This is a genomic window from Streptomyces coeruleorubidus, from assembly GCF_028885415.1.
In the GTDB taxonomy this organism is placed as follows: domain Bacteria; phylum Actinomycetota; class Actinomycetes; order Streptomycetales; family Streptomycetaceae; genus Streptomyces; species Streptomyces coeruleorubidus_A.
Genome location: NZ_CP118527.1, coordinates 6,878,133 through 6,897,123, shown reverse-complemented (window position 1 = coordinate 6,897,123; position 18,991 = coordinate 6,878,133). Strand labels below are relative to the sequence as shown.

The window sequence follows — 18,991 nt, the reverse complement described above, 5'->3', positions numbered from 1 at the left end:
GCGGTCCTCAGCGGTCGGTGACCCGCATCTCGAACCACGTGGTCTTCCCGCGGGGCAGCAGATCGACCCCCCAGCGGTCGGCCAGCTTGTCGACGAGGAACAGGCCCCGGCCGCTGATGTCCATCTCCTGGACCGGCATCAGACAGGGCAGCCCCCGGGACGGGTCGCGGACCTCGACGCGGATCCAGCCGCGGCGCCGGTGCAGACGCAGCCCGAAGACGCGGGCGCCGGTGTGGCGTACTGCGTTGCCCACCAGCTCGGAGACGAGTAAGACCGCGTCCTCGGTGGTCTTGGGGGTGAGCCCCCAGTGGCGCAGGACGACGACCTGGGTCAGCCGCCTGGCGGTGGCCGCGGACTCGGGGCGGGACGGCAGTGGAACCTCTGCCTCCGCCGGGTTGCCGTACAACTCCAGCGCCTTCAGCGCGCGTTCGTCCTCGACGGTCGGCGACCAGCGCGCCGCGGCCGCATGTGCGTGTCCCCGCGGCTGTTCCATACCCTCCAGCCCCGCCATGCCCCCATCATGGCCGCCCGGAGCGCCCTCGGGGGCCGTTCCCGGGGAATACGCCCCCGGGTGCGGGGTGGGGACCGGCGAGCCGACGGCATGCGCCAGCGGCGCTTCGACATCGCCGACAGACCGTCCGACCTGCGACGACGGCCTGTTTCGCGGCAATCGACGGACTCCCTCGACCAAACACGCTCAAGGCTGCCTCAAGGCTGTCATAAAACCGCCCTATCGAGGGACCCGGATCAGACACCGCGTCAACTGCAGGTCACCGGAGGGATGTTCAGAGGAACTTGGCCTTGCCCGGCCCCTCCTCCACGAAGCTGCGCATGCCGCGCTCGCGGTCCTCGGTGGCGAACAGGCCTGCGAACCAGTTCCGTTCGATCGCGAGGCCGGTGTCGAGGTCCGTCTCCAGGCCCGTGTCGATCGACTCCTTGGCGGCGCGCAGCGCGAGGGCCGGGCCCTGCGCCAGCTTCGCGGCCCAGGCGTGCGCCTGCGCGTACACCTCGTCGGCGGGCACGACCCGGTCCACCAGGCCGAGCTCCTTCGCCTCGTCGGCCTTCACCATCCGGCCGGTGAAGATCAGGTCCTTGGCCTTGGAGGGACCGACCAGGCGGGCCAGACGCTGGGTGCCGCCCGCGCCGGGGATCAGGCCGAGGAGGATCTCCGGCTGGCCGAGCTTGGCGTTCTCGCCGGCGATCCGGAAGTCCGCGCACAGCGCGAGTTCACAGCCGCCGCCGAGCGCGTAGCCGGTCACGGCCGCGACGACCGGCTTGGGGATCCGGGCCACCGCCGTGAACGAGTCCTGCAGGGCGCGGGCGCGCAGGACCATCGCGGTGTGGTCCATCGCCTGCATCTCCTTGATGTCCGCGCCGGCCGCGAACACCTTCTCGCCGCCGTAGACCACCACCGCCCGCACGTCATCGCGGCGCGCGGCCTCCTCGGCGAGTTCCTTCAGCCGGTCCTGCGTGGCGATGTCCAGCGCGTTCATGGGCGGGCGGTCGAGACGGAGCGTGCCGACGCCTTCAGCGACTTCGAGAGAGACGGTCATAGGCAGCAGGTTAACGCCCACTAACGACGAGGACCCCGGTGCGGTCCGTCACACCGGGGCCCTCTTGTCAGCGGCGGAGAGCTACTTCTTCCACTTCTCCCACGACATGTTCCAGCCGTTGAGCCCGTTGTCGGGGTCGACGATGCGATCCTCGGAGTTCTTGACGATCACCACGTCGCCGACCATCGAGTGGTTGAAGAACCACGCGGCCGGCGCCTTCTTGTCCCAGCCGCCGCGTACGTCGCGCAGGCCGATGCAGCCGTGGCTGGCGTTGTAGTCGCCGAAGGCGCCGCCCGCCCAGTAGTTGCCGTGCAGGAAAGTGCCGGAGGTGGTCAGGCGGATGGCGTGCGGGACGTCCTTGATGTCGTACTCGCCGCCGTAGCCGACCGTCTCGCCGTTCATCCGGGTCACCGTGAGCATCTCGCTGACGACCATCTGGCCGTTCCAGGTCTCCATGCCGGGCTTGCCGGTGGTGACGGGGATCGTCTTGATCACCTTGCCGTCGCGCATGACCTTCATCGTGAGCTTCTTGGCGTCGACGACGGAGACCTGGTTGCGGCCGATGGTGAAGGAGACGGTCTTGTCCTGCTCGCCGTATACGCCGGGGCGGCCCTCGACGCCGTCGAGGCCGAGGTCGACGGTCACCTTGGTGCCGGGCTTCCAGTACTTCTCGGGGCGGAAGTCGAGACGGTCGTTGCCGAACCAGTGGCCCTCGACGTCCACGGCCGGTTCCGTCCTGATGCGGATGGCCTTCTCGACGTCGTCCGGGTTGGTGATGCCCCGGCTGAAGCGGATGGAGAACGGCATTCCCACGCCGACCTTGGAGCCGTCCTCGGGGGTGAAGGTGCCGATGAAGGTGTTCTTCGGCGTCAGGGTCGTGAAGCCCGCGTCCTCCGCGGCCGTGCGGCCCTCGGAGTCCTTGGCGACCGCGTGGACCGTGTACTTGGTGGCGGCGGCCAGATGGGTGGACGGCGCCCAGGTGGCGCCGTCGCCGGATATCTCGCCGTCGACCTTCTTGCCCTCGGCGTCCTTGACCACGACCTCGGTCAGCTTGCCCTTGGCGGCGGTCACCTTCAGCGCCCCGCTGGTGTCGACGGACTTGGCGCCGTCCTTGGGGGTGATGGCGACGACGGCCTCGGACTGCTTGCTCTGCGCGGCGTCCGCGTCCTTGCCCTTGCCGGCACCCGCGCCGGAACCGGAGCCGGTCCCCCCGCCGCACGCCGTGACGGCGAGCAGCAGCACGCCCAGTATCAGCGCGAGCAGCCCGTGCCTGCCGCCAACCGACGCCCCCGATATCGGTCGCCCGTTCAAATTGTTCTCCCCTCCCCGGACCTGGTCAGGCCCGCACCCCTGCGCGTCCCCCGCGCACCCGGCGAATATTAACCACAAGGCGCCGCACCCCGGCGACCTGCGATTGTCACTGTTCAGTCCCAACATCGACGGAAAGTCGACGCAACCCTCACCCCTGTCGGGCTACTTCACCGCACTACCCGCCTTCCATGCCTTCCAGCCCATATTCCAGCCTCCGAGCCCGTTGTCGGGAGCGACCTTTTTGTCATTGCTGTGGACGACCTCGACGACGTCCCCGATGAGGCTGCGGTCGAAGAACCAGCCGGCCGGGGTGCCCGAACCGCCGCCCTTCACATCGCGCAGTCCGACGCAGCCGTGGCTGACGTTGGTACGTCCGAAGACGGTGTGGGGCGCCCAGTAGTTGCCGTGCAGGAAGGTGCCGGAGTCGGTCAGGCGCATGGCGTGCGGGACGTCCGGGATGTCGTACTCGCCCTTGCCGTTGCGCTTCTTGAAGCCGACCGTGGCGCCGTTCATCCGGGTGACCTCGAGCATCTCGGTCACCACCATCTTGCCGTTGTACGTGGTGGTCTTGGGGGCGCCGGCCGTGACCGGCACGGTGGCGAGCACCTCGCCGTCGCGCCGTACCTCCATGGTGTGCCGGGCTGCGTCGACCACGGAGACCTGGCTGCGGCCGACGGTGAAGGAGAACGTCTTGTGCTGGAGGCCGTAGACCCCGGGCGCCCCCTCGACGTCCCGCAGGCGCAGGGCGACGGTGACCTGGGTGCCGGGTTTCCAGTAGCGCTCGGGGCGGAAGTCGAGGCGGGTCCGGCCGAACCAGTGCGGGCGGATCTCGACGGCCGGGCGGGCGGTGACCCGCACCGCGCGTTCGACGGCGGCTCGGTTGGCGATCTCGCGGTTGAACTGCAGGGAGACGATCATGCCGGTGCCGACCGTGGCCCGGTTCTCCGGGGCGACGTAGCCGATGAAGCGTTCCTCTGGGACGTGCGTCGTGAAAGTGGTGTGCCGGGCGGAGCGGCGTCCGTCGCCGTCCACGGCCACCGCGTCGATCGTGTACTTGGCGGCCAGCGCGAGCCGCTTCTCGTCGGGTTCCCAGGTCAGTCCGTCGGCGGAGAGGTGCCCGGGCACCCGGGACTCCTGCGCGTCCTGCGACCGGACGACCTTCACCGACTCCAGCCTGCCGTCGGGCACATGCACCCGCAGCTTCCGCCCTGGGCGCACACCCCTGCTGCCGTCGTCGGGCGAGACCCGGATAACGTCCTCGGGCGCCGGGGGCGCGCCGAACGCACCGGCGATCCCGCCCGCGTCGTCCGAGGTACAGCCGGTGGCCCCGGTCAGGAGCCCTGCCCATGTCACTACGGCGGCCAGCGCGGCCCTCGCGCGCCGCGCGCGCCCTTGTACGTGCCTCACGAGGTGCCCAACGACCGGCCTCGCCCCCGGGAAACGACCATGCCCGCCCCCGGGGAAACGTGAGTGCGACCCACGCTCTGGGCAGAACAGTGGGGAGGACGACGCGCAGGGGAGCCGCGGCCCGGGCCGGAGCACAGGCCGCACCCCTCTGTCCCCCGTCGTCCCACGAGCCGCGGGAGGCTGACAGGTGTCCAGCGCAGCCGAGCAGGAGGCGGTGGCCGGTCATCAGGCCACCGGGAACGGGCGCCAGGCCGCCGCCGTGAACGGCGCACGGCAGGCCGCGCCGCCGCCCACGGTGCCCGCCCGGCCGGGCGCGCCGACCCCGCTGGGTGCCCGGTTCCGGGTCGGCCCGGACGGGGTGGCGGGGACCAACTTCGCCCTGTGGGCGGGCGGGGCCGAAGGGGTCGAGCTGTGCCTCTTCGACGAGGCGGGCAACCAGTCGCGGGTCCGGCTCGCCGAGCTGACCCACGAGATCTGGCACGGCTTCGTCCCGGGCGTGCTGCCCGGGCAGCGCTACGGCTACCGGGTGCACGGCCGCTGGGACCCTTGGACCGGCGCCCGCTGGAACCCGGCGAAGCTGCTCCTCGACCCGTACGCCCGTGCCGTGGACGGAGACTTCACGCTGCCGCCGGAGGTGTACGGGCACGTGCGCGACTGGCCGCAGCAGCACGTCGCCGACACCGTGCGCGACGACCGGGACTCGGCGCCGTACGTCCCCAAGGGCGTCGTCGTCCACGATGACGACGACTGGGCGGACGACCGCCGCCCGAAGACGCCGTGGGCGGACTCGGTGATCTACGAGCTGCACGTCAAGGGCTTCACCCGGCTGCACCCGGGCATCCCCGAGGAGCTGCGCGGAACCTACGCCGGCCTCGCGCACCCGGCGGCGATCGAGCACCTGGTGAAGCTGGGCGTGACGGCGGTGGAGCTGCTGCCGGTGCACCAGTTCGCGCACGAGGACCATCTGCTGCGCAGAGGCCTGAGGAACTACTGGGGCTACAACTCCATCGGCTACTTCGCCCCGCACGCGGCCTACGCGGCCTCCGGGACGAGGGGCCGGCAGGTCGGCGAGTTCAAGCGCATGGTGCGCGCCCTGCACGCGGCCGGGATCGAGGTCATCCTCGACGTGGTCTACAACCACACGGCGGAGGCGGGCGAGCTGGGGCCGACGCTGTCGCTGAAGGGCATCGACAACCGCGGCTACTACCGCCTCCAGGACGACCCGCGCCGCTACGCCGACTACACCGGCTGCGGCAACACCCTGCACGTGGTCCAGCCGCACGTGCTGCGGCTCATCACCGACTCCCTGCGGTACTGGGTGACGGAGATGGGCGTGGACGGCTTCCGCTTCGACCTGGCGGCGGCGCTGGCCCGGTCCATGCACGACGTCGACATGCTCTCCCCGTTCCTGGCGGTGATCGCCCAGGACCCGGTGCTGCGCCGGGTGAAGCTGATCGCCGAGCCGTGGGACGTGGGGTCGGGCGGCTACCAGGTGGGGGCCTTCCCGCCGCTGTGGACGGAGTGGAACGACCGCTACCGCAACGCCGTACGGGACTTCTGGCGGCACGCGCTGCCGGACGTACGGGAGATGGGCTACCGCCTGTCGGGCTCCAGCGACCTGTACGCCTGGGGCGGGCGCAGGCCGCAGGCGTCCGTCAACTTCATCACCGCGCACGACGGATTCACCCTGCGCGACCTGGTGAGTCACGAGCGCAAGCACAACGAGGCCAACGGCGAGGGCAACCGCGACGGCACGGACGACAACCGGGCCTGGAACTGCGGCGCCGAGGGCGAGACGGACGACGAGGGCATACGGGCGCTCAGGCGGCGGCAGCTCAGGAACCTGCTGACCACGCTGCTGCTGTCCACCGGTGTGCCGATGCTGGTCGCGGGCGACGAGCTGGGCCGCACGCAGGGCGGCAACAACAACGCGTACTGCCAGGACAACGAGATCAGCTGGGTGGACTGGGGCCTGCTTCAGGACCCGGGCTGGAAGGCGCTGTTCGAGCTGACCTCCCGGCTGATCGAGCTGCGCCACCGGCACCCGGTGCTGCGGCGCCGGGCGTTCTTCTCGGGCCGGGCCCAGACCGCGGACGGCCTGCGCGACCTGGCCTGGTTCACGCCCCGGGGCACCGAGATGACGGAGCAGGACTGGTACGCGCCCGCGGCCACGCTGGGCATGTACCTCTCCGGCCGGGACATACCGGGCCGGGACGAGCGCGGCGACCAGATCCTCGACGACAGCTTCCTCGCCGTCCTGCACGCGGGCGAGGGGCCGGTGAGCTTCGTGCTGCCGGGGCCGCCCTGGGCGGAGCGGTACGAGGTCGTCGTCGACACCAGCCTGGAGGAGCAGGAGGAGGCGCCGGGGGTGGAGCACCGGGCGGGGACGGAGGTCACGATGCCGGCGCGGGCGGTGCTGCTGCTGCGGGTGGCGGGCTGAGGCATCGTTTCGCCGACCGAGGCATCGTTCGGCTCGTTCGGCTCGTTCGGCTCGTTTCGGCTCCGTGAACTCCGCGCGGCTCTTCTTGACCGTGCCGCTGCCTCACTGGCAATGTCCCTGGCCATGAGGCCGACCGCTGATCACTGGTGCGCATCTGTCGCGCTCGTCGAGCGGCGCCACGTCGATCTGTGCCGTCAGTCGAGCGCCGTCTGTCGCTGAGCCACGGCGCTCCCTTCTCCGCTTTCCTCCCCTTCCTCTGCGCGCCCTTCGCCGGGTGTGCCGCTCCCCAGGATCCCGCATGCCCGAAATATCCCGCCGTGCTCTCGGTGCTCTGGTCGGCGGTGGTGCCGTGACCGCCGTCGCCGGAACGGCCACCGCCGCCGAGGCGGCACCCGTCGAGCGCCCGTTCAAGGCCCGCCCGGTCGCCGCGTCCGGCAGACGCCCCAACTTCCTGGTCATCCTGGGCGACGACCTCGGCTGGGCCGACCTCTCCTCCTACGGGGCCCCGCACATCAGAACACCGAACCTCGACCGGCTCGCCCGCCAGGGGGTGCGGTTCACGGACGCGTACTCCGGCTCGGCGACCTGCTCCCCTACCCGGTTCAGCCTCTACACCGGGCGGTATCCGGGCCGTACGAAGGGCGGCCTGGCCGAGCCCGTGGGCGACCGGAGCCAGGGCCTGGACCCGAACCACCCCACCCTCGCCTCCCTGCTGGGGAAAGCGGGCTACGCGACGGCACTGATCGGCAAGTGGCACTGCGGCTGGCTGCCCGACTACAGCCCGACCAGGTCCGGCTGGGACGAGTTCTTCGGCAACTTCGGGGGCGTCCTGGAGTACTTCTCCAAGCTGGGCCAGCTCGGGGACTACGACCTGTACGAGGGCGACGCGGAGTACAAGGACCTGCGCTACTACACGACGGTCCTCACCGAGCGGGCGGTGGAGTACGTCGGCCGGGACCACAGCCGGCCCTGGCTCCTCAACCTCAACTTCACCACCCCGCACTGGCCGTGGCTCGCGGAGGACGACGCCGACACCGGCGCCGCGATCGCGGCGAGGATCCGGGCCGCGAAGAACAAGGCCGAGATCGTCAATGCGCTCAACCACTACGACGGCGGCTCGGTCGCGAAGTACACGCAGATGGTGGAGAGCCTGGACGCGGCGGTCGGCGAGGTGCTCACCGCCCTGCGCCGCTCCGGCCAGGAGGAGAACACCCTGGTGTTGTTCGCCAGCGACAACGGCGGTGAGCGCTACTCCTACAACTGGCCCCTCAGCGGCGAGAAGTTCGTGCTGCTGGAGGGCGGCATCCGGGTGCCGACCATACTGCGCTGGCCTGCCCGGATCGACGGCCACCAGGTCAGCCACGCACCGAACTTCTCCCCCGACTGGACCGCGACCCTGCTGGAGCTGGGCGGGGCCCGTCCCGACTCGGCGTACCCGCTGGACGGCACCAGTCTCGCGGGGTACCTGCTGCGGGGCGAACGGCTGCCCGAGCGGGACCTGTTCTGGCGCGTGCGGGCCAACCGGGCGCTCAGGCGAGGGGACTGGAAGTACTACCAGGACTCCGACGGCAAGGATCACTTGTACGACCTCGCCGCCGACACGCGCGAACAGGCCGATCTCGCCCCGGACCGGCCCGAGTTGCTCGCTGAGCTGAAGGCGTCCTGGGAGCGGATCGCGGGCGGACTGCTGCCGTATCCCGCTGAGTGATCAGCCCAGGATCCCCCGGTCGTACGCCACCGCCACCGCCGCCGCGCGGTCCTTGACGCCGAGCTTGGTGTAGAGGTGCGTGAGGTGGGTCTTCACGGTCGCCTCGCTGATGAACAGTTCGCGGGCGATCTCGCGGTTGGACGTGCCCTTGGCGACCAGGGCCAGCACCTCGCGTTCGCGCGCGGAGAGCGGCTCGTTGCCGGGAGCCCTGGGAGCACGGACCGCGGAGACCAGGCGGGAGGCCACGGCCGGGGAGAGGACCGTACGGCCCTGCGCCGCCGCCCGTACGGCGGTGAACAGCTCCTCGCGGGGCGCGTCCTTCAGCAGGTAGCCGGTGGCGCCCGCCTCGATCGCGGGGAGGGTGTCGGAGTCGGTGTCGTAGGTGGTGAGGACGAGGACCTTGGCGCGGGCGCCGGTGCGGGTCAGTTCACGGATGGCGTCCACTCCCCCGCCGCCGGGCATGCGCAGGTCCATCAGGATCACGTCCGGGTCGAGGCCGGCGGTGAGCGAGAGCGCCTCGACGCCGTTCGACGCCTCCCCGAGGACTCTGAAGCCCGGCGCGGACTCGAACATGCCGCGCAGTCCGTCCCGTACGACGGGGTGGTCGTCGACGATGAGCAGGGTGATCGCGGCGTCACCCGTCGCGGCGTCTTCAGTCATGGCGGACCAACGGTACGCGAGCGGAGACCGCCGTACCCTGGCCCGGCTCGGACTCGATGGTGAGGGCACCGGCGACGCGTTCGGCGCGGGCGCGCATGCCGTCGACGCCGAAGCCGCCGGAGCCGGTGCGTTCGGGGACGGCGAGAGGGTCGAAGCCCCGGCCGTCGTCGCGGATGTCGAGGATGACCTCGTCGCCGAGGAAGGTGAGGGTCACGCCGACGCGGTCGGCGGCCGCGTGCCGGGAGGTGTTGGAGAGGGCCTCCTGGACGATCCGCAGAAGGGTGGCCGCGACTTCATCGTGGAGTTGCTCGGCGGTACCCGCGACCGTGAACTCGGCGCGCACGCCCGTCCGTTCCCCCCACTCGGCGACCGTCTTCTTCAGGGCCTCCGGCAGCCCCGCGTCGGCCAGCGCCACGGGCGCGAGGTTGTGCACGGAGCGGCGGGCCTCGCCGAGGCTGTGCCGGGCCAGGTCCGAGGCGCGTTCGAGGTGCGTGCGGGCCACGGCCAGGTCGGGGGCGTTCGCGACGACCTGGAGCTGGGCGATGATGCCGGTCAGGCCCTGGGCGATGGTGTCGTGGATCTCGGCGGCCAGCCGCCGGCGTTCGTCGGCGACGCCCGCTTCCCGCGCCTGGACGAGGAGTTGGGCGTGCAGGGCGGCGTTCTCGTCGAGGGCCTGTTGCAGGGCGACGTTGGTGCGTTCGAGTTCGGTGATGGTGACGGCCCGCTCGCGGGAGCGCTGCTCCTCCTGCTGGGTGATGTGGCCGACCACCATCACCAGGCCGAAGTTCGTGACCAGCAGCACGCCGAACAGCAGCCACCGGGTCGGGCTGCCGCTCGGCATCCCGCCGGCCTGCGAGCCCGCCACCACGACGACGGTGGCGAGGAGACCGAGCCACTGCCGGCGCCTTCCGGCGATCAGTTCTTCGCTGTCGAAGTAGCCGGCGGACGCGTAGAACCCGAAAAACGGGGTCAGGCATGTGAGGGCGAAGGAGATCGCCCAGCGCAGGACGTAGTAGACGGTCCCGCGCCGGGACGGGGTCCGGCGGCCGCGGCGGGGCCCGTGCCACAGCTGGAGCAGCACCGCGGCGACGACCAGCGCCCCGCCCGCGTACCACTCGGCGGGACTCGTCATCAACTCGTGCGCGGCGACCGAGAGGAGGACGGAGACGGCGAGCAGTCCGTAGACGCCCCAGGTGTGGAACTGGTTCTGACGGTGCTCGATGTGCTCGTCCGCCGCGGTCATCTCCCCAGTCTGCACGGCTCCTTCCCTACTCCCAGCGGAACCAGCGCGAGGCGCCGGCCGTCAGCAGCACGGTCCATGCCGCGAGCACCCCGATGTGGTCCCAGCCCGGCCAGTCCCCCGCCGCGGCCTGGTTCAGGGCCTCGGCCGCCGCCCCGAACGGTGTGAAGCCGACGCACCGGGCGAGGACGTCCGGCATGGTCTGCACCGGCATCCACACGCCCGCGCAGAACATCGCCGGGAAGAACACGGCCGACCCGATGGCGCCGGCGATCTTCGTCGACCGGGACAGCGCGGAGATCACCGCGCCCAGCGCGAGGGCTGCCAGCACGGCCAGGAGCAGGGCGAGGGCGTATCCGAAGGCCTGCCGCGGCAGACGTACGCCGAAGGTGAGCCGGCCGACCGTGAGGGCGAGCAGCGCCGACACCAGGGCGGCCCCGCCGTACAGCAGCATCTGCGCGGACAGCAGGGCGGCGGGCCGGACCGGCGTCGTGGACATCCGGCGCAGGATGCCCCGCTCGCGGTAGCCGGTCAGGGTCTGCGGCATGGCCTGGATCCCGGCCATGATCAGGCCGAGCAGCACGCTCACCGGGACGTAGCCGTCGACCGGGCGCAGCCCGCCGAAGGACGGGTCGGTCTCGCGGAAGGACGGGATCGAGCCGAGGATCGCCAGCAGCAGGGTCGGGAACCCCAGGATCCAGAAGAGGCTGCCGGGCTCCCGGCGGAACAGGCGGACCTCGCTCCTCAGTACGGCGGTGTTGACCAGGTGCGTGCTCATGCCGCTGCCTCCTTCGTGAGGTCGAGGAACGCGTCGTCCAGCGTGGCGTCGGTGACCCGGAGCTGGTGGGCCGTGACGCGGGTGCGGGCGAGGAGGGTGAGGACGGCGTTGACCGTCTCGTCGGTGCCGGACAGGGTGACGCGGCCCTCCTTGTACTCGACCGACGCGAGCGCGGGCAGCGCGTTCAGGTCACGGTCGTCCAGTGGGGCGGACGGCGTGAAGCTGATGACGGTGGCGCCCGCCGAGCGCCGGATCAGCCCGGCCGGGGTGTCCAGGGCGGCCACCCGGCCCTTGTCGATCACGGCGATCCGGTCGCACAGCCGCTGCGCCTCCTCCATGAAGTGGGTGACGAGGAGGACGGTCACGCCGTTCGCGCGGATGTCCTCGATGAGCTCCCAGGTGTCCCGGCGGGCGCGCGGGTCGAGGCCGGTGGTCAGCTCGTCCAGGACGACGGCCCGGGGGTTGCCCACCAGCGCGAGCGCGATGAACAGCCGCTGCTTCTGGCCGCCGGAGAGCCCCGCGAACCGGGTCGTCAACTTGGCCGTGAGGCCGAGGCGTTCGGCGAGGGGACGCCAGTCGAGCGGGCTCGGATAGAAGGCGCTGTACAGCTCCAGTGCCTCGCGGACGGTGAGCTTGGCCTGCAACTCGCTCTCCTGGAGCTGCGCGCCGAGCACACGGCGGGTGGCCTCGTGCTCGGCGACGGGGTCGAGGCCGGTGACACGGACCCGGCCGGAGTCGGGCACGCGCAGCCCCTCCACGCACTCCACGGTGGTGGTCTTGCCGGCGCCGTTCGGCCCGAGGACCCCGAAGATCTCCCCCTCCGCCACGGCGAAGGAGACACCGTCGACGGCGGGACGCCCGGCGTAGCTCTTGCGCAACTCGGTGACTTCGATGACAGGTGCGGTCGGCATACGACGAGGGTCGCGGCGCGGTGGGTACCGGCACATCGGCCGTCGCGCTCGAACGGGCATCATCCGATCGGCTGATGCCGCCGTACGACCCCTCGAACGGGCAGGTCGCAGGACCAACGGCCGGCCCGGGTACGGCGGAAACTCGGTGGGCACTGTCAGTGGCGATCCGTAGGCTCGCTGCTGATGGCCACGACACCCGCCCCCGCCCAGGACCGTTCCGCCGTGCGTACGCTGCTGCGCCTGTGGCCGTACGTGCGGCCCGTGCGGGTACGGCTGTTCACCGCCGCGTTCGTGGCGATACTCGCCTCCTGCGTGGCCCTGGTGATCCCGCTCGTCCTGAAGTGGATGGTGGACGGGCCGATCGCCGACCGGGACCCGGGCGGGGTCTGGCTCGGCGCGCTCTACCTGCTGTTGCTCGGCCTCGCCGAGGCCCTGCTGTTCGGGCTGCGGCGGTGGCTGGTGGCGCGTCCGCTCTCCCACGTCGAGGCGTCCATGCGGGCGGATCTGTACCGGCACCTGCAGCGGCTGCCGGTGGCCTTCCACGACCGGTGGGCCTCGGGGCAGTTGCTGTCCCGGGGGACGACGGACCTGATGCTGCTGCGCATGTTCCTCGCCTTCCCGCTGACGTTCCTGCTGGTCAACGGCGTGACGATTCTCGTCGGCGTGGTCATCATGCTGCTCCAGGACTGGACCCTGGGGCTGGTGATCCTCGGGCCCGCCGTGCCCGTCATGGTCACCTGCGTGATCTTCGAGAAGCGGTACGCCAAGGTGGCCCGGCTCGCCCAGGACCAGGTCGGCGACCTGACGACGGTCGTCGAGGAGAGCGTGCTCGGCATCCGCGTCATCAAGGGCTTCGGCCGGCACCGGAGCCAGGCCCGTGCGTTCCGGGAGCTGTCGGGGAGGCTGCGCGGCACGGAACTGCGCAAGGCGCGCCTGCTGGCGACGATCTGGGGCGTCATCGTGACGCTGCCGGAGGTCGCGATCGGGGCGGCGCTGGTGGTGGGGGTCGTGCAGGTGGCCGACGGGGGGTTGTCGGCGGGGACGTTGGTGGCGTTCCTGTCCACGGCGCTGGCGTTGCGGTGGCCTGTGGAGTCGATCGGGTTCCTGCTGGCGATGAGCCAGGAGGCGGCGACGGCGACGGCGCGGTATTTCGAGGTGATGGACGAGGGCGTCGAGGAGCGGGGAGTTCCTGGTGACTCGGCGTCGCTGCCCGCAGCCGGAACCGGTCTCCGGTTCCACGGCGTCACCTTCCGCTACCCGGACGCCCCGCCCGACTCCCCGCCCGTCCTGGACAAGGTCGACCTCCACATCCGGCCCGGCGAATCCATGGCCCTGGTCGGAGCGACGGGCAGCGGCAAGACCACCCTCACCGCGCTCATCCCCCGCCTCTACGAGGTGACCTCGGGCCGCATCACCCTCGACGGCGTCGATATCAAGGCCCTGTCGAGTCAGGCGCTGCGCGCCAAGGTCGCGGTCGCCTTCGAGGAGCCCACACTCTTCTCGGCCGCGGTCGCCGACAACGTTCTCATGGGCGCCGACGACACGGCCGGCCCGGCCGGGCTGGAGCGCGCCCTGGCCGTCGCCCAGGCCGACTTCGTGCACGCCCTGCCGCAGGGGACGGACACCCGGGTGGGCGAGCAGGGCCTCAGCCTCTCCGGCGGGCAGCGGCAGCGCCTGGCGCTGGCCAGAGCTGTCGTCGGACAACCGGAGTTCCTCGTCCTGGACGACCCGCTGTCGGCCCTGGACGTGCACACCGAGGCCGCCGTCGAGGCCGCCCTGCGGCAGGTCCTCGCGGACACCACCGCCCTGATCGTGGCGCACCGCCCGTCCACCGTGATGCTCGCCGACCGGGTCGCGCTGCTGTCCGGCGGCCGGATCGCCGCGGTCGGCACCCACCAGGAACTGCTGCGTACGAACGCCGAGTACGCGCATTTGATGTCAGGAGAACAGGCAGGAGAACAGGCAGCGGAGCAGTCAGGCGAACAGTCCGTCGAGCATTCCGTCGAACAGGAGGACGCACGATGACGGCGGCCACCACCGCACCGGCCGACGGGAAACCCGACGACCAGAAACCCGACGACGACAAACCCGACGCTCGGACCCCCGCCACCGGCGACTCCTTCGACCGGGACGTCCTGCCCACACCCCCGGGCGCCACCGCCGCCCTGCTGCGCTCCCTGCTCGCACCGATGAAGGCCCGCGTCACGGTCACGACGCTCCTGCTGCTGCTCCAGCAGGCCGTCGTGCAGGCGGGCCCGCTGCTCGTGGCGTACGCCATCGACCGTGCCGTGCCGGCGTTCCGGGCGCAGGACCACGGGCCGCTGATCGCGGTGGCCGTCGGCTATCTGGCGTGCGCGCTGGCCGCGGGCGGGCTCCAGTTCGCGTTCGTCGCCGCTGCGGCCCGCGTCAGCCAGGACGTGCTGCTCGACCTGCGCGGCCGGATCTTCCGCCACGCGCAGGCGCTGAGCGTCGACTTCCACGAGCGCTACACCTCGGGCCGGCTCATCTCCCGCTCCACCACGGACGTGGAGTCGCTGCGCGAGCTGCTGGACGAGGGCCTTCAGGAGCTCGTGACGGTCATCCTGTCGTTCGTCTACATCTCGGCGATGCTGCTCTGGCTCGACCTGGGCCTCGGCGGCGTGGCGGTGGCGTCCCTGGTGCCGCTCTACGCCCTGGTGCGGCTGTACCAGCGGCGCGCCGGGCGGGTGTACCGGGCGCGGTCGACGGCCATCGCCGCCGTCATCGTCAAGTTCGTCGAGACCATGAACGGCATCCGGCCGGTGCGCGCCTTCCGCCGCGAGGCCGTCAACGACGCGGACTTCGGCGCGCTCAACCAGCGGCACGAGCGGACCAACGGCGACGCGCTGCTGGAGATGGCCCGGTACGTCACCGGCTCGCGGCTGGTCGCCAACACGGCGGTCGCGGCGATCGTGCTGTGGGGCGCCTACCGGGTCGCGGACGGCACGCTGGCCCTCGGTGTGCTGGCGGCGGCCGTGCTGTACCTGCGGCGGCTGTACGACCCGATCGACCGGCTCGGGATGTTCCTCAACTCCTACCAGTCGGCGGCGGCCTCGCTGGAGAAGATCGCCGGGCTGCTCGCACAGAAGCCGTCCGTGCCCGAGCCGTCGAGTCCCCGGCAGCTCCCCCCGCCGGCGAGCGAACAGCCGGGCCGCGAGGTCGTCTTCGACGGCGTCCGGTTCGGCTACCGCACCGGCGGCGAGGTGCTGCCCCGTTTCGACCTGACGATCCCGGCCGGGCAGACGGTCGCGGTCGTCGGCTCCACGGGCGCCGGCAAGTCGACCCTGGCCAAGCTGCTGGCCCGGTTCTACGACCCCTCCGACGGCCGGGTGCTGCTGGACGGCGTCGACCTGCGCGATCTCGCCGTGCCCGAACTGCGGCGCGGGGTGGTCATGGTGACGCAGGAGGCGTTCCTGTTCTCCGGCACGGTCGCGGAGAACATCGCGATCGGCCGCCCGGACGCCACGCGGGAAGAGATGGAGCGGGCGGCGAAGGAGATCGGCGCGCACGACTTCATCAGCTCCCTGCCCGACGGCTACGACACCGACGTACGCAAGCGGGGCGGCCGTATCTCGGCCGGTCAGCGGCAACTGGTCGCGTTCGCACGGGCGTTGCTGGCCGATCCGGCGGTGCTGATCCTCGACGAGGCGACCAGCTCGCTGGACATCCCCGGCGAGCGTGCGGTGCAGCGGGCGATGGCGACGGTGCTGAAGGGCCGTACGGCCGTGGTCATCGCGCACCGGCTGTCGACCGTCGAGATCGCGGACCGTGTCCTGGTGATGGAACACGGGAAGATCGTCGAGGACGGCGAACCGGCCGAACTCGTCGCGGGCACGGGCAGGTTCGCGGATCTGCACCGGGCGTGGCGGGACAGCCTGGCGTAGGGCGGCGGCGGAAGGGCGGCGGAGGCGGGCGGATGATCGACGCGTACGAGGACCCCGGCACACCCGACTCCCGGAGCGGCGGCCGGTACCTGTGGTGGCTGGTTGCCCGGCAGCCCTGGCGGTGTGCGGCCGGGGCGATGTTCGGCAGCGTGTGGATGGTGCTGCTGGCGGCGACGCCGTATCTGATGTCCCGGGCGATCGACGACGGGCTGGAGCCCGGCGACATGGGCGCGCTGGCGCTCTGGAGCGGCGCGCTGTTCACGGTCGGGGCGTTCAACTCCTGGCTGAGCATCATGCGCCACCGCACCATGACCCGCGTCCGTATGGACGCCAACTTCCGCACGGTGAAGGTCGTCGTGGGCCAGGCGGTGCGGCTCGGCGCCTGGCTGCCGCGGCAGATGGGAGCCGGGGAGGTCGTCACGATCGGCGTGGGCGACGTGCAGACGATCAGCCAGTCGCTGACGGTCGTCGGCCCCGGCGTCGGCGCGGTCATCGCCTATCTGGTGGTCGCCGTCCTGCTGGTCTCGGTCTCCCCGCTCATCGCCGTGGTCGTCCTGCTCGGCATCCCGGTCATCGTCCTGCTCGTCGGGCCGCTGCTCGGGCGGTCACAGGGTTCCGAGACGGAGTACCGCGAGCGGCAGGGTGTGCTCACCGCGCGGATCTCTGTGGCTGGTTGAGTGCGTATGAGCGCGTTCTGGCGCGTGTGAGTGAGTGTGCGGACTATGGCGTGCGCCGTCTTCCGGGGAGGGAACAGGAGTTCCCGGATCGAATGCGTGACCTTTTCGCGGGCGTGGTCGTTGGGTGAGTGACAGGCGCGCCCGGGGTGTGGGGAAGGGGGACGGGGTGAGTGTGCCGCGTGAGCTTTCGGCGCCGTTCGTCGTCCTTGGCCCCTCCGGGGTGGCGATCCGTACCCGGCTCAAGGGCCTCACCTCTGAGGATGAGGAGGTGTTGCGGCTGGTCGGCGCCCATCTGGGGTCGCTGGCTTCCCGCGACCTGAAGCGGCGCTGCGCCGAGGGGCTGGAGCACTCCGCGGACACGTGGGCGCAGCGCAAACGTGCTCTGAGCGGGGAGTCCTCCTCGCGGTGGGCGGGCAGTATGACCAAGGCGACGCATGATCAGTGGGCGCTGTCGCGGCGTGCGCAGCTCGCCCACATTCAGGGCCTGGAAGCCGGGGTGCGGATGATCGCGCACCGGTTGTCGCTTCCGGTGGGCGAGAAGGGCACCAAACGGGCGCCGGGCGGCTACCGGAGTCGGCAGGAGTGGTTCGCCAAGACACGTCGCCTGCACATGCTTGAGGACCGGCTGGCCGCCGAGCGCGCCGACCGCGAAACCGGGCGGGTACGCGTGGCACGCGGCGGGAAGCGACTGGCACGCAACCGTCACCACCTCGACCAGGCGCAGCTCACCGAGGCCAGTGGCGGCAGCGGTGGGAGGCCGCACGCTGGTTCCTCCAGGCCGACGGCGAGAGCGGGAAGCGGTTCGGGAACGAGACGATCCGCCTCACGCCGGACGGCGAGGTCAGTATCAAGCTCCCCGCGCCGCTCGCGTATCTGGCGAACGCCAAGCACGGCCGATACCTCCTCACCGGCACCGCCGCCTTCCACCACCGGAGCCAGGAGTGGGCCGACCGCGTGGTAGCGAACCGGGCCGTCGCCTACCGCATCCACCTGGACGTTCAGCGCGGGCGCTGGTATCTGACCGCCTCGTGGACGGTCCCGCCGGTCAAGACCGTTCCGCTGGCTCAGGCCCGCGCCGGCGGGATGATCGGCGTCGACACCAACGCCGACCACCTCGCGGCATGGCGCCTGGACGCGCACGGCAACCCCATCGGCGCCCCACGCCGGTTCTTCTTCGACCTCAACGGACCCACCCCCCACCGCGACGCCCAGGTACGGCAGGCACTGATCCGCCTGCTGCACTTCACCAAGCGTCACGGCCTGAGCATCGCGATCGAGGACCTGGGCTTCCAAGCGGACAAGACCCGGGAGAAGCACGGCAGACGCAAGCGGTTCCGCAAGCTGATCTCCGGCATGCCGGTATCCAGGCTGCGCTCCCGGCTGGTGTCGATGGCAGCCGGTCTCGGCATCACGATCGTGGCCGTCGACCCGGCATACACGTCCAAGTGGGGCGCCCAGCACTGGCAGAAACCCCTCACCAGCAACAAACGCGCCACCACCCGGCAGGATGCCGCCTCGGTGGCGATCGGAAGGCGCGCCCTCGGGCACCCGATCCGGCGACGGACGGCACCGCCCCGCACCCACCAGAGTGATGGGTGCGGGCATCGGACCGTCCAGGCCGGACCGGGCGCCCGGGGGCGTGAGGAATCCCGTCCCCGCGTTCCCGGACCACGGACCCGATCCGTGCGCGCCGGATGCGGAGCGAACGCGGGGGACCAGGATGCCCAACACCGTTCGGGGCGTCCGGCTGAGCATGGGTTCTGGCAGCAGGACTCACTCCCGCTCAGTCTTTAGGAACGGTACCGGGTCGGCGTGGTGCAGACGCTCGGGATCGGGCTGCCGACGCTGTTCCTGGCCGGAGTGACGTGGCCGGCGGCCTGGTTGGCCGAGCGCGGGGACATCACCGTGGGGCAATTGGTGTGGGTGTACGGCTATGTGGCGATGTTGGTGAGGCCCGTGGCCTTCTGGGTCGACCGCGACTACCAGATCAGCCGCGGCCTGGTACGTGCGCGCCCCGCCGACGGTTCCTGCGGCTGGCGCCGACGCCGGACACCGGATCGCGAGACGCCCCGGCCGAACCGTCATCCCTGGACCACCCGGTCCGGCGTGCGCATCCTCCTCGGCCGCCTCACGACCCTGGTCGCGGAACACCCGGCCGACGCCGTGGTAGTGGTGGACCGCCTCGGCCGTTACACCCCCTCGGACGCGACCTGGGGTGGAACGCGGCTGGAGGACATCGCCCTGGGCCAGATCCGAGACCGCGCCCTGGTGGCCGACCACGAGTCCGACCTGATCGCAGGGACCCTCGCGGACCTGCCCGACACCCGGAAACCGTCCGCATAACGAACATGAACTTCCGGTCAACGAACCGTTTCCGGCCATAGTCTTGACGCGCCCCTGACAG

Annotated in this window: 13 protein-coding genes and 3 pseudogenes; 8 read left to right on the top strand and 8 right to left on the bottom strand. The window is 71.3% G+C overall.

Features of this window, described 5'->3' with window-relative positions:
• Positions 1-7 precede the first annotated feature (7 nt).
• From PV963_RS32185 to PV963_RS32170, 4 genes are all read right to left on the bottom strand, one after another.
• Complete coding sequence (locus tag PV963_RS32185) at positions 8-610, bottom strand: ATP-binding protein (protein WP_274822180.1); 603 nt, start codon at positions 608-610, stop codon at positions 8-10.
• A gap of 175 nt (positions 611-785) precedes the next feature.
• Entirely contained in the window at positions 786-1,553 is a 768-nt protein-coding gene (locus PV963_RS32180; RefSeq protein WP_274819793.1) for an enoyl-CoA hydratase/isomerase family protein, read from the bottom strand.
• Positions 1,554-1,634: 81 nt separating this feature from the next.
• A complete protein-coding gene (locus PV963_RS32175) occupies positions 1,635-2,864 on the bottom strand; it encodes a L,D-transpeptidase (RefSeq protein WP_274819791.1) in 1,230 nt (409 codons plus the stop codon).
• Between the two features lie 162 nt (positions 2,865-3,026).
• Positions 3,027-4,271, bottom strand: coding sequence for a L,D-transpeptidase (locus tag PV963_RS32170; RefSeq protein ID WP_274819789.1), 1,245 nt, complete (start codon positions 4,269-4,271; stop codon positions 3,027-3,029).
• 187 nt (positions 4,272-4,458) lie between these two features.
• Between PV963_RS32170 and glgX the strand changes: the two genes are divergently transcribed.
• From glgX to PV963_RS32160, 3 genes are all read left to right on the top strand, one after another.
• A complete protein-coding gene (glgX, locus tag PV963_RS32165) occupies positions 4,459-6,711 on the top strand; it encodes a glycogen debranching protein GlgX (protein WP_274819788.1) in 2,253 nt (750 codons plus the stop codon).
• Positions 6,712-6,822: 111 nt separating this feature from the next.
• Positions 6,823-6,930: a putative leader peptide gene (locus tag PV963_RS44090; protein WP_425540964.1), complete on the top strand. Its 108-nt coding sequence runs from the start codon at positions 6,823-6,825 to the stop codon at positions 6,928-6,930.
• Positions 6,931-7,009: 79 nt separating this feature from the next.
• Positions 7,010-8,419, top strand: coding sequence for a sulfatase family protein (locus tag PV963_RS32160; protein WP_274819787.1), 1,410 nt, complete (start codon positions 7,010-7,012; stop codon positions 8,417-8,419).
• Here PV963_RS32160 and PV963_RS32155 read toward each other — a convergent pair whose 3' ends face one another.
• The 4 genes from PV963_RS32155 to PV963_RS32140 are packed head-to-tail and all read right to left on the bottom strand — an operon-like array spanning position 8,420 to position 12,008.
• Positions 8,420-9,079, bottom strand: a complete 660-nt coding sequence (locus tag PV963_RS32155) for a response regulator (protein ID WP_274819785.1) — start codon at positions 9,077-9,079, stop codon at positions 8,420-8,422. It lies immediately after the preceding gene.
• Positions 9,072-10,322: a sensor histidine kinase gene (locus PV963_RS32150; protein ID WP_274822179.1), complete on the bottom strand. Its 1,251-nt coding sequence runs from the start codon at positions 10,320-10,322 to the stop codon at positions 9,072-9,074. The genes PV963_RS32155 and PV963_RS32150 overlap by 8 nt, the downstream gene beginning before the upstream one ends.
• Positions 10,323-10,347: 25 nt before the next feature.
• Positions 10,348-11,097 carry an ABC transporter permease gene (locus PV963_RS32145; protein ID WP_274819783.1) on the bottom strand — a complete coding sequence of 250 codons (750 nt, stop codon included), beginning with the start codon at positions 11,095-11,097 and terminating at the stop codon, positions 10,348-10,350.
• Positions 11,094-12,008 (bottom strand): ABC transporter ATP-binding protein, encoded by a 915-nt coding sequence (locus PV963_RS32140; protein WP_274819781.1) that lies wholly within the window; start codon positions 12,006-12,008, stop codon positions 11,094-11,096. The genes PV963_RS32145 and PV963_RS32140 overlap by 4 nt, the downstream gene beginning before the upstream one ends.
• Before the next feature lie 183 nt (positions 12,009-12,191).
• Here PV963_RS32140 and PV963_RS32135 point away from each other — a divergent pair, with 183 nt between their 5' ends.
• The 5 genes and pseudogenes from PV963_RS32135 to PV963_RS44085 all read left to right on the top strand — a co-directional run.
• Entirely contained in the window at positions 12,192-14,033 is a 1,842-nt protein-coding gene (locus PV963_RS32135; protein WP_274819779.1) for an ABC transporter ATP-binding protein, read from the top strand.
• On the top strand, positions 14,030-15,910 hold the full coding sequence (locus PV963_RS32130) for an ABC transporter ATP-binding protein (protein ID WP_274819777.1): 1,881 nt from the start codon (positions 14,030-14,032) through the stop codon (positions 15,908-15,910). The genes PV963_RS32135 and PV963_RS32130 overlap by 4 nt, the downstream gene beginning before the upstream one ends.
• 32 nt (positions 15,911-15,942) lie before the next feature.
• Positions 15,943-16,572, top strand: a pseudogene (locus tag PV963_RS32125) (ABC transporter transmembrane domain-containing protein); the annotation flags it as partial.
• Positions 16,573-16,753: 181 nt separating this feature from the next.
• Positions 16,754-18,381, top strand: a pseudogene (locus tag PV963_RS32120) (IS200/IS605 family accessory protein TnpB-related protein).
• 6 nt (positions 18,382-18,387) lie between these two features.
• Positions 18,388-18,903, top strand: a pseudogene (locus PV963_RS44085) (ABC transporter ATP-binding protein); the annotation flags it as partial.
• Positions 18,904-18,991: the final 88 nt, after the last annotated feature.

What these genes read in the sequence shown, in the direction of transcription:
- PV963_RS32180 (WP_274819793.1), bottom strand. Translation starts at nt 1,553, where the DNA reads ATGACCGTCTCTCTCGAAGTCGCTGAAGGCGTCGGCACGCTCCGTCTC.
- PV963_RS44090 (WP_425540964.1), top strand. Translation starts at nt 6,823, where the DNA reads ATGTCCCTGGCCATGAGGCCGACCGCTGATCACTGGTGCGCATCTGTC.
- PV963_RS32160 (WP_274819787.1), top strand. Translation starts at nt 7,010, where the DNA reads ATGCCCGAAATATCCCGCCGTGCTCTCGGTGCTCTGGTCGGCGGTGGT.
- PV963_RS32155 (WP_274819785.1), bottom strand. Translation starts at nt 9,079, where the DNA reads ATGACTGAAGACGCCGCGACGGGTGACGCCGCGATCACCCTGCTCATC.
- PV963_RS32150 (WP_274822179.1), bottom strand. Translation starts at nt 10,322, where the DNA reads ATGACCGCGGCGGACGAGCACATCGAGCACCGTCAGAACCAGTTCCAC.
- PV963_RS32145 (WP_274819783.1), bottom strand. Translation starts at nt 11,097, where the DNA reads ATGAGCACGCACCTGGTCAACACCGCCGTACTGAGGAGCGAGGTCCGC.
- PV963_RS32140 (WP_274819781.1), bottom strand. Translation starts at nt 12,008, where the DNA reads ATGCCGACCGCACCTGTCATCGAAGTCACCGAGTTGCGCAAGAGCTAC.
- PV963_RS32135 (WP_274819779.1), top strand. Translation starts at nt 12,192, where the DNA reads ATGGCCACGACACCCGCCCCCGCCCAGGACCGTTCCGCCGTGCGTACG.
- PV963_RS32130 (WP_274819777.1), top strand. Translation starts at nt 14,030, where the DNA reads ATGACGGCGGCCACCACCGCACCGGCCGACGGGAAACCCGACGACCAG.